Source organism: Micromonospora siamensis (assembly GCF_900090305.1).
In the GTDB taxonomy this organism is placed as follows: Bacteria; Actinomycetota; Actinomycetes; order Mycobacteriales; family Micromonosporaceae; genus Micromonospora; species Micromonospora siamensis.
The window spans coordinates 2,536,351-2,551,725 of the sequence record NZ_LT607751.1 but is presented as its reverse complement, the minus strand read 5'-3'; the positions used below and the strand labels follow the sequence as shown (position 1 = coordinate 2,551,725).

Here is a 15,375-nt window from a genome sequence, read left to right as displayed (position 1 = left end):
CGCCGGCACTGACGAAAGTCAGCTGATCTCCTCGGCCCAGGCCCGCCAGTCGTCGAGCACCCCGTACAGGTCCGGGGTGAGCCAGCCGGGCGCGGACCGGCGGAACACCCCCGGGTCCAGCGCGCCGGCGCCCATCGGCACCGCGCCGAGCAGGTTCGGCACCAGGTCGGTCAGGTTCGTCCAGTGCACCAGCTCCGGCTCGGCCGGCCAGGCGCCGATCACCACGCCGGCCGGGACGCCGCGGCGCTCCAGCGCCTCCAGGGTCAGCGCCGTGTGGTTCAGCGTGCCCAGGCCCGCCCGGGCCACCACCACCGCCGGCGTACCGAGCGACACGGCCAGGTCGGCCACCGTCCACGGCTCCCCCGAGGGACGCAGCCCCATCGGTACGAGCAGCCCGCCGGCCCCCTCGACCAGGACCAGGTCGTGCTTCTCCGCCTCCTCGCGGATCGCGTCGACGGCGGTGTACAGCTCCAGCGGCTCCAGCTGTGCCACCCGGGCCGCGGCCAGCGGGGCGAGCGGGTCCGGGTAGCTGGCCAGGGTCCGGCCGGTCGACGGGGCGGCCAGCCGGGTCACCGAGTCCACGTCACCGGGATCACCGGTGGCCGTACCCGTCTGACCGGGTTTGATCACGGCGACCCGGAGGCCGGCGGCCTGCGCCGCCGCCGCGATCGCCGCGGTGACCACGGTCTTGCCGACCTCGGTGTCGGTGCCGGTGACCAGCACCGGCCCCTGCCATCCACTCACTGCGCAAACCTCACGGGGCACACTCCACGATGACGTCCAGAGCCCGTTCGAAGTCCGCCCGGGGCACTCCGGCGCTGATGGTCAGCCGCAGCCGGGACCGGCTGTCCGGGGTGGACGGCGGCCGGAAGCAGCCCACGGCGACGCCCCGGTCGCGGCAGTCCGCGGCCCAGGCGGTGGCGGCCTCCGGGCCGGGCGCGGTCACCGACACCACCGCCCCGTCCGGGTCGGAGACGGTCAGCCGGGCGGCGCGCAGCCGGCGCACCGCGAGCGCGGCCCGCTCGGCCAGCTCCGCACGCAGCTCCCCGCCGGCCCGGGCCAACCCGACGGCGGCGTGCACGCCGGCCACCACGGCCGGCGGCGGGGCGGTGTCGAAGATGAACGTACGACCGGTCTCGATCAGGTGGCGGACGAACGGCGCCGGGCCGGCGACCACCCCACCGGCCCCGCCGAGCGCCTTGGACAGGGTGGCGGTGAGCACCACGTCCGGCTGCCCGGCCAGCCCGGCGGCGGCCACCCCGCCGGCGCCCTCGGGGCCGACCACCCCGAGCCCGTGCGCGTCGTCGACCAGCAGCAGCGCGCCGTGCGCCCGGGCGACCGCGTGCAGCTCGGCCAGCGGGGCCAGGTCGCCGTCGACGGAGAAGACCGACTCGGTCACCACCACGGCGGGCCGGCCCGGGTTGGCGGCCAGCGCGGCGGCCACCGCGGCGACGTCGGCGTGCGCGGTGACAACGGTCTCGGCACCGGAGATCCGGCAGCCGTCGATCAGCGAGGCGTGGTTGTGGGCGTCGGAGACCAGCAGGGTGCGCGGCTGCACCACGGCCCGCACGGCCGCCAGGTTGGCCAGGTAGCCGGAGGAGAAGACCAGCGCACCGGCCGTGCCGAGCCAGTCGGCCAGCGCGTCCTCCAGCGCGTGGTGGGCGTCGGTGGAACCGCGGACCAGCCGGGAGCCGGTGGCCCCCAGTCCGTACGCGGACAGCGCCCGCGCGGCGGCGGCGGTGACCTCCGGGTGGGTGGCCAGGCCGAGGTAGTCGTTGCCGGCCAGGTCGACCACCGGGTCGCCGGCGGCCCGGGGCCGCAGCCGGCGGGTGAGTCCCGCCTTGGCCCGCAGGTCGGCGCGGCGGTCCAGCGCCGCCAGCCAGTCCGCCATGCCGTCGCCCTCCTCCGCCGCCCGCTTCCGAGGGGCGAAGTTACCACCCGGCCCGCCGGTGACCGGCGTGGCGCGGGCCGCACCCGCCCGGCGCACCGACGCCGGGCCCGGAGGCCGTTCCCGCCGGTCGGCGGGCCTTGTAGGGTACGAGCCATGCCAGAGATCCTCGACCGCGCCCGCACCCAGGTGCTGGAGAACGGCGTCGGCCTCGACGAGGCCGACATCCTCGCCGTGCTGAACCTGCCCGACGAGCACCTTCCCGCCGCCCTCCAGCTCGCCCACGAGGTGCGGATGCGCTGGTGCGGCCCGGAGGTGGAGGTCGAGGGCATCGTCTCGCTGAAGACCGGCGGCTGCCCGGAGGACTGCCACTTCTGCTCCCAGTCGGGGCTGTTCACCTCGCCGGTCCGCTCGGTCTGGCTGGACATCCCCAACCTGGTGGAGGCGGCCCGGCAGACCGCGAAGACCGGTGCCACCGAGTTCTGCATCGTGGCGGCGGTCCGTGGCCCGGACGCCCGGCTGATGAAGCAGATGCGCGAGGGTGTGGCCGCCATCAAGGCGGAGGTCGACATCCAGGTCGCCGCGTCGCTCGGCATGCTCAACCAGGAGCAGGTCGACGAGCTGGTCGAGATGGGTGTGCACCGCTACAACCACAACCTGGAGACCTGCCGCTCCTACTTCCCGAACGTCGTCACCACGCACTCCTTCGAGGAGCGCTGGGAGACCCTGCGGATGGTCCGCGAGTCCGGCATGGAGGTCTGCTGCGGCGGCATCCTCGGCCTCGGCGAGACGCTGGAGCAGCGGGCCGAGTTCGCCGCGCAGCTCGCCGAACTGGACCCGCACGAGGTCCCGCTGAACTTCCTCAACCCCCGCCCGGGCACCCCGCTGGGTGACCGGCCGGTGGTCGAGGGCAAGGACGCGCTGCGGGCCATCGCCGCGTTCCGGCTGGCCATGCCGCGCACGATCCTGCGCTACGCGGGCGGCCGGGAGCTGACCCTGGGCGACCTGGGCACCCGCGACGGCCTGCTCGGCGGCATCAACGCCGTCATCGTCGGCAACTACCTGACCACCCTGGGTCGGCCGGCAACCGCCGACCTGGAGTTGCTGGACGACCTGAAGATGCCGGTCAAGGCGCTCTCCGCCACCCTGTGAGGGCCGAGCAGTGACGGAACTTTCCCAGCCGGCAGCGGTCGTACCCTGGTGCGACCGCTGCGGCGAGGCCGCGGCGACCGGCGCGCACACCGCCTGCGCCGCGGCCCGGGCGCTGGAGCCGCCGCGCTACTGCGCGCACTGCCGCCGCCGGATGAAGGTGCAGGTGCTGCCGGTGGGCTGGTCGGCGGTCTGCGTCGAGCACGGCGAGACCGAGGGCTGACCGGCGATGCTGCGCGGGCGGTCGGTCACCCTACGTCCGGCGACGGACGACGACGTGGCCGCCCTGGCCGCCATCCGGGCCCATCCTGAGGTGCGCCGCTGGTGGCGCGGCGACGACGACCTGGCCGGCACGGTCCGCGCCGACCTCGACGACGACGAGCTGACCGTGTACGCCGTCGAGCACGACGGCCGGGTGGTCGGCGCCATCCAGTGGTACGAGGAGTCCGACCCGGACTACCGGCACGCCAGCCTCGACCTCTTCCTCGACCCCGAGGTACGCGGCCGGGGCCTGGGCGGCGACGCGATCCGCACCCTGGCCCGGCACCTGATCGACTCCCACGGCCACCACCGGATCACCATCGACCCGGCGGCGGCGAACACGGCGGCCATCCGCGCGTACGCGAAGGTCGGGTTCCGGCCGGTCGGCATCCTGCGGCGCTACGAGCGGGGCGCCGACGGGCGCTGGCACGACGGCGTGCTGATGGACCTGCTCGCCGACGAGCTGGCCGACTAACTCAGCCGGTGGCGATCCAGTAGCGCCGCAGCCGGCCCAGCTCGGTGTCCCGGACGTCCTCCAGCACCCCGCCGTGCCGTTCGATGGTCCGCGCCGACGCGGTGTTGTCGTCGTCGCAGGTGACCAGGACCGGGTCGATGTCCCGGCGGGCGGCTTCGGCGAGGACCGCGCCGAGCGCGAAGGTGGCCAGGCCACGACGCCGGGCCGAGGGTCGTACGCCGTAGCCGATGTGGCCGCCGGCGTTGCGGAGGAAGTCGTTGAGCCGCAGCCGCAGCGCGATGGCGCCGAGCACCTCGTCCCCCTCGACGATCCACCAGTGGAGCGCCGGCACCCAGCCGTCGGGCAGCCGGGACTCGTCGTCGCCGGCGCGCAGCCGGCCCACCCAGTCCGCGAACCCCTCCGGGGAGTCGACGTCGTCGGTCGGCTGCAGCCCGCTGCCGTCCTGGTGGACCCCGCGCCCCCAGTCGTCGCGGGCGGCGAGCCAGGAGCGGTGCAGACGGGTGGTCGGGGTGATCAACTCAGCCATGCCGGGAGGCTAGTCCCGCAGGCCGGTCGGCGACCACCGGTATTCAGCCGGCCCAGATCAGGTGGCCGTCGGGGCGGCGGTGGGCGCCCTCGGCCGGCCGGTGCGGGGTGAGCCGCCCGTCGGGCATCAGGTGCCGCACCCCGACGCCGCGACCGAGCACCGCCACGTCGGCGATCAGCCGCCGGTGGCAGCGCCACCAGACGCTCTCGCTGCACATCACCGTCGTGGTCCGGCGGGCCACGTCGGCCAGGACCTCGTCGAGGGCCGCGCCGAAGTCGGCGGTACGGGTGTACGCGGCGTACGCCCGGAAGGCCGCCACCGTCCACCAGGTGTCCGGCTCCGGTTCGCCGGCCGGGACGTGTCGCCGGCCGCCGAGGCGCGGCTCCCAGCGGTAGTCGATGCCCCGCTCGGGCAGCCACTCCCGCAGCGCCTCCCGCCGGACGTCCGGGTTGGTGCGGCTGGCCGGGTACCGGCGGACGTCCACCACCAGGGCGACGCCCGCGCCGGCCAGCAGCTCACCCAGCCGCTCCCGGTCGGCGGCGCCGTGCCCGACGGTCAGCAGTTCCGGTTCCACCAGGCCAGCTTGCCCCGGATCCGCCTTCCCCACCCGCCGCCGGGCCGGGCTTCTCAGGTCGCTTCGGCTCCGCCGACCGGCCCGGTTCGACGGTCGGCCGGCTTCCGGCGACCGGTCCGGCTCTCCTGGTCGGCCGGCTTCCGGCGACTGGTCCGGTCCACGCCCTCGGCCGGGGCGGGTCCGGGCTACGCGGTCGGCCAGGGCGGATCCGGTGGCGTCCGGCGGCGCGCCGGAACCGCGCCGACCGGGAGCTGCCAGGCCGGCACCGCCGCCGGCCCGGGCACCGGGCCGGCACGACGGCGACGTCGCCACAGCAGCAGCACCAGCGCCGCGGCGGCCAGCGGGAGCAGGAGCGGCAGGACGCCGATGACGATGATCGGGCGGGCCGGGAACGGCCGGGCGCGGACCGCGGGCCCCCCGAACCGGCCGGCGGTGAGCAGGTCCCGGGGCACGTCCAGCGCGCAGACCTCGGCGGGCGGGTCGAGCAGCAGATCGGTGCCGCCGTCGGGGCGCAGCGCCAGCAACTGCACGTGGCCGGTCTCCCACCAGCCGGTGTCGTTCCAGTAGACGGTGTGCATCCCGTCGTGCGGGTTCGGCTCGTACCGGAGCGCCACCAGGTCGGTGCCGGTGCGCCAGCCGAGCGCGCGGACGGCCTGGCCGCGTACCGGGGGCAGGGCCGGGCCCGTGGTGTCCCGCCCGGTGGCGGTGTCCAGCCAACCGAACCGCCAGGTGCGGGCACCCAGTTCGCGGGCGCTGCACCCGGTGCGGCAACCGTCCAGCTCGACGGTGGCCACCCGGGTGCCGTCCGGGCTGACGGCCCCGCTGCCGGCGAGCACCCGGCGCGGCCCGAGCCGGCGGGACCAGAGCGCCCGCCCGGTCCGGTCGCGCAGGCTCACCGTGTCGCCGACGGTGGTGAGCAGCCGGGAGCCGTCCGGGGTGAACGCGGCCAGCGACGCGGTCCGTACCGTCCACCGGTCGCTGCGCTCCTCGGCCAGCACCCGGGTCGCCCCGCTGTCCAGGTCGAGCAGGACCAGACGGATGAGGTAGATGTCCTGCCCGTCGGCGTCCCGGCCGAGGACCGGCTCGTAGCGGTTGTCCAGCGCCACGATCGACCGGCCGTCGGGTGCCCAGGTCACCGGGAGGCCACCGCTGCCGTCCGCCGGCCCGTCGTACGCCCGGCGGGAGCCGTCGGTCAGGTCGGTGGTCTCCAGCCAGCCGTCGCCGAGGGCGTCGGCGACGTAGCGGCCGTCCGGGGAGAGCTGCACGTCCTCCCCGGCGCTGCTCTCCGCGCCGCCGTAGAGCAGCATCCGGTAGCGGCCGTCCCGGCCGATGACCGCGACCTTGCCCTCGTGGTCGAGCAGGTCGATCCCGCGCAGCCCCAGGCCGTCACCGGCCACCAGCAGCGCGGCCGGGCCGGGGGGATCACGGTCCACGGTCGCCTGCCACATGTACGGCAGCCCGATCCGGCCGGGCACCTCGTCGACCCGGTCGCCCGGTCGTGCGCCGACCCATCCGGCCACCACCGGCACCGCCACGGCGGCGAGCACCGCGACGACCAGGCCGGCCACCCCGACCCGGCGCCGCCACCGACGCGCTCCGTCCCCCACCGTTCCTCCCCATCGACTCACTGGCACACCTGTCCACCCCGCCGCGCCACCCGCACCCGCCCGCGCACGCCCGCACGCCGCGCCCGCCTGCATGGGCACCGGCCCGCAGGCGCCATCCACACACGCGTCCACCCGCCGAGGCGTGCAGGAGCCGGGCGGTTGACGCGGGACGCCGGCTTGCCGGCTTGCCGGTGCGCCTGCTGCCCGCGCGCGAACACGCCGACGCAGGATCCCAGCCGCCAACCACCGCCGCTACCCCGTGATTTCCTGGATCTTGGACAGTTTCCGTTCGCAGTGAACGGAAACTGTCCAAGATCACGAAAGGAGGGCCGTCAGGAGGTGGTGCAGGGGGTGCCGTTCACGGTGAACGCCGTGGGCTTCGGGTTGGAGCCGGTGTAGCTGCCGTTGAAGCCGATGCTGGTCGACGCGCCCGGGGCGAGCGTGCCGTTGTAGGAGAGGTTGGACGCGGTGACCGCGGCGCCGGTCTGGGTGTAGTTCGCCGACCAGCCGCCGCCGACCTTCTGCCCGCTGGTGGGGAAGCTGAACCCGAGGGTCCAGCCGGTGATCGTGGTGGTGCCGGTGTTGGTGATGGTGATGGTCGCGGTGAAGCCGGTGGACCAGTCGCTGGTGACGTACCCGACGGTGCAGCCACCCGACGCTGGCGGCGGCGCGGTGGTGACGGTGACCGGCGCGGACGCCGCGGAGACGTTGCCGGCGGCGTCCACCGCGACCACGGTGAAGGTGTACGCGGTCGCGGCGGTGAGGCCGGTGACCGCGAGGCTGGTGCCGGTGGTGGAGCCGACCAGGACGGTGCCGCCGCGGTAGACCCGGTAGCCGGTGACGCCGACGTTGTCGGTGGCCGGTCCCCAGGTCAGGGTGAGCCCGGTGGGGCCGACCGCCGAGGCGGTGGGGGTGCCGGGCGCGGTGGGCGCGGTGGTGTCCGGCGCGGGCGCGGCCGGGGTGGTGACGGTGACCGGAGGCGAGGCCGCCGACCGGTTGCCGGCGCCGTCGCGGGCCACCACGGTGAAGGTGTACGTCCGCTCGGGCGACAACCCGGTGACGGCGAGCGTGTTCGTGGTCGACCTCAGCAGCACCAGCGCGTCGCTTCCGGTCTGCGCCTGGGTGACGTCGTAGCCGGCGAGTCCGCTGCCGCCGGTGTCGGTGGCGGCCGGCCAGGTCAGGGTGAGCCCGGTGGCGGTGACCGCCGAGGCGACCGGGGTGCCCGGGGTGCTTGGCGCGGTGGTGTCCGGGGTGGCCGGTCCCGGCTCGTCGCCCCACACCTTCACCCCGCCTGCGTAGAGCGGCACCTTACGGTTCGGGCCGGCGGTGGCGGAGTACGACGGGTCGTTCGTCGGGTCCCAGGTGCCGCCCTCCGGTACGCCGATCTTGAACTGGACCTCCATCCGGTGCTGCGACTGCCCGGCCGGGGCGATGGTGTAGCCGGTGCAGTCGACCTCGACGTACCAGATGTCGGCGCTGTACTGCTTCGCGGTCGACGGCGACGGGCAGCCCTGGGTGTAGCCGGGGGTGACGGTGACCGGGCCGGTGCCGTCGGGGCGGAAGTAGTAGCGGAACTTCGCGGTGGTCAGCGCCCGGGCCGGGAACGCCGACTTGTTGTAGATGATCGCCTTGAGGCCGGTGGCCCGGGTCTCCGCCTGCATCACCGTGGTCTCCACGGTCAGCTCGTCCAGGTCGGGCTGCTCGGCGACCGGGAAGCCGGCCAGCGGGGTGCCGCCGTACTCCTGGGAGAGCCGGGCCAGCGCGGAGGTGAAGCCGGCGTTGTAGTCGGTGGCCACCTCGTTCATCACGTAGTCCGACCGGCTGTCGGTGTACGCGTCGTTGGCCGACGACGGGCCGCCGACCAGCGCGCCGTAGAGCACGTGCCGGGTCCCGGTGGGTACGGTCTGGCTGTCCCACCAGGAGCCGTGCGCGGTGCGGTGGTGCGGGTTCTTCGGGGAGTTGGCGCCGAAGCCGATCAGGTAGCTGGAGTTGCGCGGGTTGTCGCCGAGCGCGTAGTTGATCTGCCGGACGGCGAAGTCGTGGTAGCGGGTCTTACGGGTGGCGTCGGAGGTCCTGTCGCTGTAGACCAGCGCGGCGAAGGCGGTGTTGGCGGCGTAGCGCAGGGAGCCCCAGGAGTCGAGGACGGCCTCCCCGCCGGGCGAGTAGTTCACCCGCGAGCCGTTGACGCCGACGGTCCACCAGTCGAGCCAGCGGTTGGCGTCGTCGACGTACTTCTGCTTGCCGGTCAGGTTGGCCAGCAGCACGTACGCGCCGAACTGCTTGTTGTCCCAGGCGAGCGTCCACTTGTAGGACTTGGTGGTGGTCTGGTTCTCGGTGCCGAGCTTGTCGTACTCGCTCTCGGCCTTGGCGAGGTAGGTGGCGTCGCCGGTGGCCCGGTAGAGCCAGATCGCCCCCCAGACCAGCTCGTCCTGGTAGCCGCTCCACGACCGGTAGAAGCTGGTCGCGTCCGTGATGCACTCGTGATAGCTCTTCCGCACCGTGTCGGCGAAGGTGTAGAGCTGCCTGGCGTGGGTGAGCAGCTTGTCGGCGTAGGCGGCGTCGGTGGGCCGGAAGACCATCGAGGACGCGGCCATCGCGGCCGCCGTCTCCCCCGCCAGGTCCGCGCCGCCACAGCTCGCGTCGATCTTGTACGCCGGCCGCGCCATCGGCAGCACCTCGGCCGGCCCCCACCACTTGTGGTCGTCGTCGCCCTTGCCGACCTGCCCGTAGAGGACGTTCGGGGCGGGGTGCGCCTTGACGAAGTAGTCGTTGACGAAGCGCAGGTTGTTCAGCAGGTGCGGGAGCTGACCGGAGGCGGCGTAGCCGTCGCGGTACTCGACCGCGCCCCAGGCCAGCATGGTGGCGCTGAACGCCATCGGGAAGCCGAACTTCACGTGGTCGCCGGCGTCGTACCAGCCGCCGGTGAGGTCGAGGCCGACGTCGGCGCCGTCGGTGAGCGCGGAGTCGCCACGCCAGGAGACCCGGTTCCAGGCCGGCTTCTTCCCGGACTGCTGCGCCTCGTAGAAGAACAGCGACTTCTGCAACGCCTCTGCGTAGTTGAAGGCGGGCGCGGCCAGCGTGGTCGCCGTCGGTGTCGTGGCGGTGCGGGGGGCGGCGGTGGCGGGTGCCGCCAGCGCGGTCAGCGTGGTGACGAGGGCGGCGCCGGCGGCGAGCAGGCGGCGCAACCGGGGTCGGCCGGGACCGGGCGGCCGGGTCGGGTGGTGCACGGTGGACTCCTGTCGGTGGCGCCGCACGGCAGCACCGACCGGACGAGGGACGGCGTCCGCGGTGGAGCTGCCGTGCGGCGGTGGTGGTGGGGTGACCACGCGAGCCCGGGAGCGCTCCCATGGATGTTCGACAATGTAAACCGGCTCTTGCCGCTTTGTGAAGGGAGAACCCTGGACCACTGCGGACGGAGCGGAGCGCCGAAGGCCGTCTTTGTGTTACGGCGACACGCCTGGACGCAGCGACCAATGTGCTCGATTTTGCCGTCGCATCGATGAGTATTCGCAGCTCAGACCGTTCGTCCGATGTCGCCTTCCGCGCGCGTTCATGGGAACATGTCACGTCCCCTCAACCACTCCCGGAGGATTCTTCATGCCACAGCGTCGGCACGTGGCGCGCGCGGCCCTGACTGCAGCCGCCGCCACTGCCTCCCTCGCCTTCGCCGCTCCGGCGTGGGCGACCGCCCCCCTCGCCGGCCCGGGTGGGCACAACCCGCCGGGCGACAACGGCACGGTGAAGATCGACGGTCGCGAGTTCGAGGACAAGGTCGACAACCAGCCCCACGTCACCTGCGAGTTCGAGCTCGAGTTCTTCAACTTCGACGCCGGTCAGAAGGCCGACATCACCCTCTCGGCGCAGCCCCCCTCGGGCAGGGCCATCGAGGTCTGGTCGACGAAGAGCTACGTCATCAGCACCGACGCCGCCTCGGGCGCGGAGAACGACCACGACGAGGTCATCAAGCTCTCCGCGAGCGACCTGGACCTCAGCGCCGCCACCGCGCACCCGAAGCAGGGCTACCACATCAAGCTCGACGTCGACCTGGTCGACGGCAAGTCCTCCGACGCCAAGCACAAGGTGTTCTGGCTCCAGCCGTGCGCGGCCTCGTCGACCGAGTCGCCGTCGCCGGTCCCGTCGGAGTCGCAGTCGCCTTCCTCGACGGAGTCGGAGTCGCCGATGCCGTCGGAGTCCACGGCCCCGGGCGGATCGACCGGCTCGTCGGACACCCCGGTGTCGCCGGGAACCTCGATGGGCGGCGGTGGCGGCGGGACCGAGACCGGCGGCGGCCTGCCGCTGACCGGCGTCGCGGCCACCAGCACCGCGCTGACCGGCCTCGCCCTGATCGGCGGTGGCGTGGCGCTGATGGTGCTGCGCCGCCGTCGGGACAAGATCACCTTCACCAGCTGACCTCGGGCCAGCACCCGCGACCGGCCGTCGGACCTTTCGTCCGGCGGCCGGTCGTCGCCGTACGGACTCCTACCGACCGGTAACCGACTGAGCACTGGATCACATCATCGTCATCTGTCGATGAAGGGCTCCGGTATTGCCTGCTCAGGACCGTGGCGTCGACCACGGATCGCCGCCGGACGGAACGTGAACGTGGACCCGGCGTCCTGGGATACGAGCGTACGGTTGCCGCCCCGAACGGCCGCGCGGGACAGTACGCGACACCAGCGGTGCCATCGACGCCGCCGCTCCCCCGGTCGACCCTGAGGAGATCGCGATGGCCCTACGACTCGCCGACGGCACCGCCTGGTCCGACACCCTCGCCCGCGCGGTGGCCGCCACCCCGGAGGCCTTCGGGGCCGAGGTCGACGGCGTACCCACCCTGCACAACCTGCTCTCCGGGCAGTGGCAGCCGGTCGGCACGCCCAGCCCGGTCCGGACGCCGATCGACAACACCGTCCTGGTCAACCTGCCCCGGGTGGACGCCGGGACCGCCCGCGCCGCGGTGGCGCACGCCGCCGCCGCGCACCGCGACTGGGCCGCCACCGCCCTCGCCGAGCGCAAGGCCCGGGTGGTCGACGCCCTCGACGCGCTCACCGCCCACCGTGACCTGCTCGCCCTGCTGCTGGTCTGGGAGATCGGCAAGCCGTGGCGGCTCGCCTGCGCCGACGTGGACCGCGCCCTGGACGGCGTCCGCTGGTACGTCGACGAGATCGACCGGATGCTCGCCGACGGGCGCGAGCCGCTGCCCGGCCCGGTCAGCAACATCGCCTCCTGGAACTACCCGATGAGCGTCCTGGTCCACGCCGAGCTGGTGCAGCTGCTCGCCGGCAACGCCGTCATCGCCAAGACCCCGTCCCAGGGCGGCGCGGTCTGCCTCACCGTCGCCCACGCGCTGATGCGCCGCGCCGGCCTGCCCGCCACCCTGCTCTCCGGCGGCGGCGAGGAACTCTCCGAGGTGCTGGTCCGGGCCCCGGAGATCGGTGCGGTCGCGTTCGTCGGCGGGCGCTCCAACGGCGGCAAGGTGGCCGCCGCGCTGCTCGACACCGACAAGCGGCACTTCATCGAGCAGGAGGGCCTGAACGCCTGGGGCGTCTGGAACTTCTCCCAGTGGGACATGCTGGCGAAGCACCTGAAGAAGGGCTTCGAGTACGGCAAGCAGCGCTGCACCGCGTACCCCCGGTTCGTGATCCAGCGCGACCTGGTCGACGAGTTCCTCGACATGTACCTGCCGGTCGTCCGCTCCGTCCGGTTCGGACACCCGCTCGCCGTCGGCGACGACTGGTCGGCCGGCGACCCGCTGCCCGAGCTGGACTTCGGCCCGCTGATCAGCGCCGCCAAGGCCGACGAGCTGCGCCGCAAGGTCGACGAGGCGGTACGCGGCGGCGCCGTCCCGCTGCACCGCGGCAAGCTCGACGGCGCGCCCTTCCTCGACGGCCAGGACACCTCGGCGTACGTGGCCCCGGCCGTGCTGCTCGCCCCGCCCGGGCGCTCCCGGCTGATGCACGCCGAGCCGTTCGGCCCGGTCGACACCATCGTCGTGGTCGACACCACCGACGAGCTGCTGGCCGCCATGAACGCCTCCAACGGCGCGCTGGTCGCCTCGCTCGCCTGCGACGACGAGGAACTCGCCGGCAAGCTGGCCGTCGACCTGCAGGCGTTCAAGGTGGGCATCAACAAGCCACGCTCCCGGGGCGACCGGGCGGAGCCGTTCGGCGGCCGGGGCGCGTCGTGGAAGGGCGCCTTCGTCGGCGGCGACCTGCTGGTGCAGGCGGTCACCGTGGGCGGCGACGGCCGGCTCTACGGCAACTTCCCCGACTACAGCAGCTACCCCACCACCTGAGTGCAAGGAAGGGCCCCCTGTTAACGCATTCTGCATAGCAGGGGCCCCTTCTTAACATCTGTCGCCGGCTAGTCTCGACCGATGTCGATGATCGAGCAGATCTCCCTGGGGGTCCGGGACGACCAGCGCGCCGCGGAGTTCTGGGCCGCCGCCCTGAACTACGTCCGCCGCCGTCCCCGCTACCCCGGCGACGAGTGGGTCGTCCTGCAACCGCCGCCCGGCGGTGCCGGCGTGCCGGTCGCGCTGGACGTCAGCGACAGCCGGGTGGAGGAGTTTCCCCGGATCCACCTCGACCTGAACGCCGGCGAGACCGACCTGGACGACGAGGTGCAGCGGCTCGTCGGGCTGGGCGCCGCCCGCGTCGACTGGCCGCACTATCCGGCGCGCCCGGAGCCGGGGCAGCAGCCGTACGTCGTGCTGGCCGACACCGAGGGCAACCGGTTCTGCGTGTCGGGCGACCGCCGGGCCGGCTTCTTCTTCGGCTGACCCGACCCGGTCGGTTCCGCCACCGGCCCGGCCGACCCCGGACATGGGCAGGGCCCCGCACCGGGGCCCTGCCGTCGCACCGTCCTCCGCACCGGAGTTCGGCCTGCCGACGCCCGGTGACCTCGTTGTCACCGGCGCCGGTGGGGTCGCCGGGCGCCGAGGCGCACCGGTCGACGTGGTCTCAGTCGGTACGCGTGATCGCGTCCGCCTGCCTCGGCAGGCCGGGCCGCGCGGCCAGCGGCACCGTCACGCTGAGCAGCGGCCCGTCCCGCTCGATCGGGACGCGCCGCCCCAACCGGCGTACGGTACGCAGCATCGGCTCGTTCTCGGCCTGCACGTGCAACAGGACCGCTGCGGTGCCGGCCCGGTCGGCGTGCCCGAGCAGCCGACGCAGCAGCGCCGAGCCGAGCCCCCGGCGCTGCCAGTCGTCGCGGACCAGCAGGGCGGCCTCCGCCTCGTCGCCCTCGCCGAGCAGGTTGGCCATCGCCACGACCGGCTCCGTCGCCCCACCGGAGCCGGCCGTGGCGAGCAGGGTCAAGCCCCGCGCCGGGTCGAGCAGCCGGCGCAGTCGGGCCGGCGACGGCGACCCCGCGCCGCCCAGGTAGCGCCGTTGCCGGCTCCGCGGCGAGCACCGCTCGTGCAGCTCCACCACGGCCGGCAGATCCTCCGCCGTCGCCGGGCGGACCACCACCTCGGTCCCGTCGGGCAGCACCAGGGTCACCCGGTCGGCGTCGCGGCGGGCCACCGCTGCGGAGAGCTCCACCAGCGCCTGCGCCCGGGCGTACTCGGCCGGGGTGAAGCTGGGCTCCCGCCGCCCGAGCACGTACGACCCGCCGACCGGGTCGGCCAGCCGCATGGTCTGCCCACCGACCCCGCCTGCCGGGCCGGCCGGGTCCGGCCGCCAGCTCACCTCGTCCGCGCCGAGCAGCGCCTGCAGCGCCGCCCCGGTGGCGTCCGGGTCGTGGACCAGCCGGGTGGCCAGTCCGAGCACCCGGGTCGGCTGGTCGACCAGGCCGCGCGCCTCGCTGCGCGCCACCCAGCAGTCCCGCCCCCGGCCCCGCGCGATCGCGGCCACCAGGTCGGCCTCGTCGAGCGCGTCCGGCGCGTCGACGAGGAAGTCGTCGACCGCGCCGGCCTCGGTGGTGTGCACCTGCACGGTGAGGATGTTGACCCCTCGCAACGCCAGGCTCGCCGTGAGGACCGACAGGTAACCCGGTCGGTCGTCCACGGTGGCCCGGATCCGCCACAGCGCCATGGTTCGCTCCCTTCGCCGCCTCCCACCGTGCCGGCCGCCTGTTGCGGGGCCGTTGCCCCCGGGTGACGTGCCGGGACGGGTCAGGTGACGGTGGTCACCGGTGGGGTGCCCACCAGGTCCAGCCGGTCGCCGAGGATCACCGCGCCGGCCCGGACCAGCTGGGCGAGCCGGTCCACCTCGGTGGAGTGGAACGCGGCGGCGGTCAGCGGCTCGGTGTGCTCGCGGGCCACCACCAGCACCAGCCCGGCCCGGCCGAACGGGGCCACCGCGTAGTGGGTGCCGTCCGCGGCGGTCAGCGACCGGGCCCGCAGCGGGGTCACCTCCGGCAGCCGGGGCGGCTGCGGCGCCCGCCAGCTGGCCTGCCCGACGGTCGCCGTGCCGCCACCGTCGCGCGAGGCCCAGTCCAGGGGTACGACCGCGGCCACCGCCCAGTCGGCGGCGAGCAGCCCGGGAACCGCGTCGACCAGCGTGGCGACCCCGTCGGTCGGGTTCGCGGCGATCTGGGCCAGCAGCTCGGCGTCCTGCCCGGTCGTGGTCGGGGCGCCGATCGCCCGCCACACCCCGTCGACGCGTACCCCGGGGATGGCGGCCAGGCCGGCCAGCAGCCGCTCCACCCGTGCGGCGCCCGGCCAGACCACGGTGAAGTCGTCCACCGCCCGGCCACCCAGGCGCTCCAGGACGACCACCTGGACGATGTCGGCGCCGGAGACGCCGAGGGTCCGGGCCACCTGGCCGAGGGTGCCGGGTCGGTCCGGCAGGGTCACCCGAACTCGCAGCAACATTTCCGTCCCTCCGCTCGGCGGGCCGGCCCGAACGCGGCCGGCAGGCTGGGCACCAGCCTGCCCCCGGTCCGTTTCGCCCC

Annotated in this window: 14 protein-coding genes; 6 read left to right on the top strand and 8 right to left on the bottom strand. The window is 74.4% G+C overall.

All coding sequences use genetic code 11. The features are described 5' to 3' along the window. Positions 1-18: 18 nt before the first annotated feature. Positions 19-723, bottom strand: coding sequence for a dethiobiotin synthase (gene bioD, locus GA0074704_RS11760; protein WP_088970546.1), 705 nt, complete (start codon positions 721-723; stop codon positions 19-21). 31 nt (positions 724-754) lie between these two features. Next, positions 755-1,891, bottom strand: a complete 1,137-nt coding sequence (locus GA0074704_RS11755) for an 8-amino-7-oxononanoate synthase (protein ID WP_088973614.1) — start codon at positions 1,889-1,891, stop codon at positions 755-757. Between the two features lie 153 nt (positions 1,892-2,044). On the opposite strand from GA0074704_RS11755, the gene bioB reads away from it, so the two are divergent. From bioB to GA0074704_RS11740, 3 genes are read left to right on the top strand one after another with little or no spacing between them, the layout of a single operon-like run. Continuing rightward, entirely contained in the window at positions 2,045-3,040 is a 996-nt protein-coding gene (bioB, locus tag GA0074704_RS11750; RefSeq protein WP_088970545.1) for a biotin synthase BioB, read from the top strand. A 10-nt stretch (positions 3,041-3,050) separates the two neighbouring features. Then, entirely contained in the window at positions 3,051-3,260 is a 210-nt protein-coding gene (gene bsaP, locus GA0074704_RS11745; protein ID WP_088970544.1) for a biotin synthase auxiliary protein BsaP, read from the top strand. Positions 3,261-3,266: 6 nt separating this feature from the next. Continuing rightward, positions 3,267-3,773 (top strand): GNAT family N-acetyltransferase, encoded by a 507-nt coding sequence (locus GA0074704_RS11740; protein ID WP_088970543.1) that lies wholly within the window; start codon positions 3,267-3,269, stop codon positions 3,771-3,773. A gap of 1 nt (position 3,774) precedes the next feature. Here the strand turns inward: GA0074704_RS11740 and GA0074704_RS11735 are convergent, their stop codons facing one another. The 4 genes from GA0074704_RS11735 to GA0074704_RS11720 form a co-directional block, all read right to left on the bottom strand. Next, a complete protein-coding gene (locus tag GA0074704_RS11735; protein ID WP_088970542.1) occupies positions 3,775-4,299 on the bottom strand; it encodes a GNAT family N-acetyltransferase in 525 nt (174 codons plus the stop codon). A 43-nt stretch (positions 4,300-4,342) separates the two neighbouring features. After that, a complete protein-coding gene (locus GA0074704_RS11730) occupies positions 4,343-4,873 on the bottom strand; it encodes a DUF488 domain-containing protein (RefSeq protein ID WP_088970541.1) in 531 nt (176 codons plus the stop codon). Positions 4,874-5,058: 185 nt separating this feature from the next. Further along, entirely contained in the window at positions 5,059-6,480 is a 1,422-nt protein-coding gene (locus GA0074704_RS11725) for a WD40 repeat domain-containing protein (protein ID WP_157743653.1), read from the bottom strand. A gap of 332 nt (positions 6,481-6,812) precedes the next feature. Beyond that, positions 6,813-9,734 (bottom strand): glycoside hydrolase family 9 protein, encoded by a 2,922-nt coding sequence (locus GA0074704_RS11720; RefSeq protein WP_231926821.1) that lies wholly within the window; start codon positions 9,732-9,734, stop codon positions 6,813-6,815. 343 nt (positions 9,735-10,077) lie between these two features. On the opposite strand from GA0074704_RS11720, the gene GA0074704_RS11715 reads away from it, so the two are divergent. From GA0074704_RS11715 to GA0074704_RS11705, 3 genes are all read left to right on the top strand, one after another. After that, positions 10,078-10,890, top strand: a complete 813-nt coding sequence (locus GA0074704_RS11715; protein ID WP_157743652.1) for an LPXTG cell wall anchor domain-containing protein — start codon at positions 10,078-10,080, stop codon at positions 10,888-10,890. A gap of 316 nt (positions 10,891-11,206) precedes the next feature. Then, entirely contained in the window at positions 11,207-12,772 is a 1,566-nt protein-coding gene (locus tag GA0074704_RS11710) for an aldehyde dehydrogenase family protein (RefSeq protein ID WP_088970538.1), read from the top strand. An 81-nt stretch (positions 12,773-12,853) separates the two neighbouring features. Then, the gene (locus tag GA0074704_RS11705; protein WP_088970537.1) at positions 12,854-13,258 is read left to right on the top strand and encodes a VOC family protein; all 405 of its coding nucleotides are present in this window, start codon (positions 12,854-12,856) and stop codon (positions 13,256-13,258) included. A gap of 181 nt (positions 13,259-13,439) precedes the next feature. On the opposite strand, the gene GA0074704_RS11700 is transcribed toward GA0074704_RS11705, so the two are convergent. Together GA0074704_RS11700 and GA0074704_RS11695 are read right to left on the bottom strand one after the other, a co-directional pair. Next, on the bottom strand, positions 13,440-14,513 hold the full coding sequence (locus GA0074704_RS11700; protein WP_088970536.1) for a GNAT family N-acetyltransferase: 1,074 nt from the start codon (positions 14,511-14,513) through the stop codon (positions 13,440-13,442). Between the two features lie 80 nt (positions 14,514-14,593). Continuing rightward, positions 14,594-15,295 carry an ACT domain-containing protein gene (locus GA0074704_RS11695; protein ID WP_088970535.1) on the bottom strand — a complete coding sequence of 234 codons (702 nt, stop codon included), beginning with the start codon at positions 15,293-15,295 and terminating at the stop codon, positions 14,594-14,596. Positions 15,296-15,375: the final 80 nt, after the last annotated feature.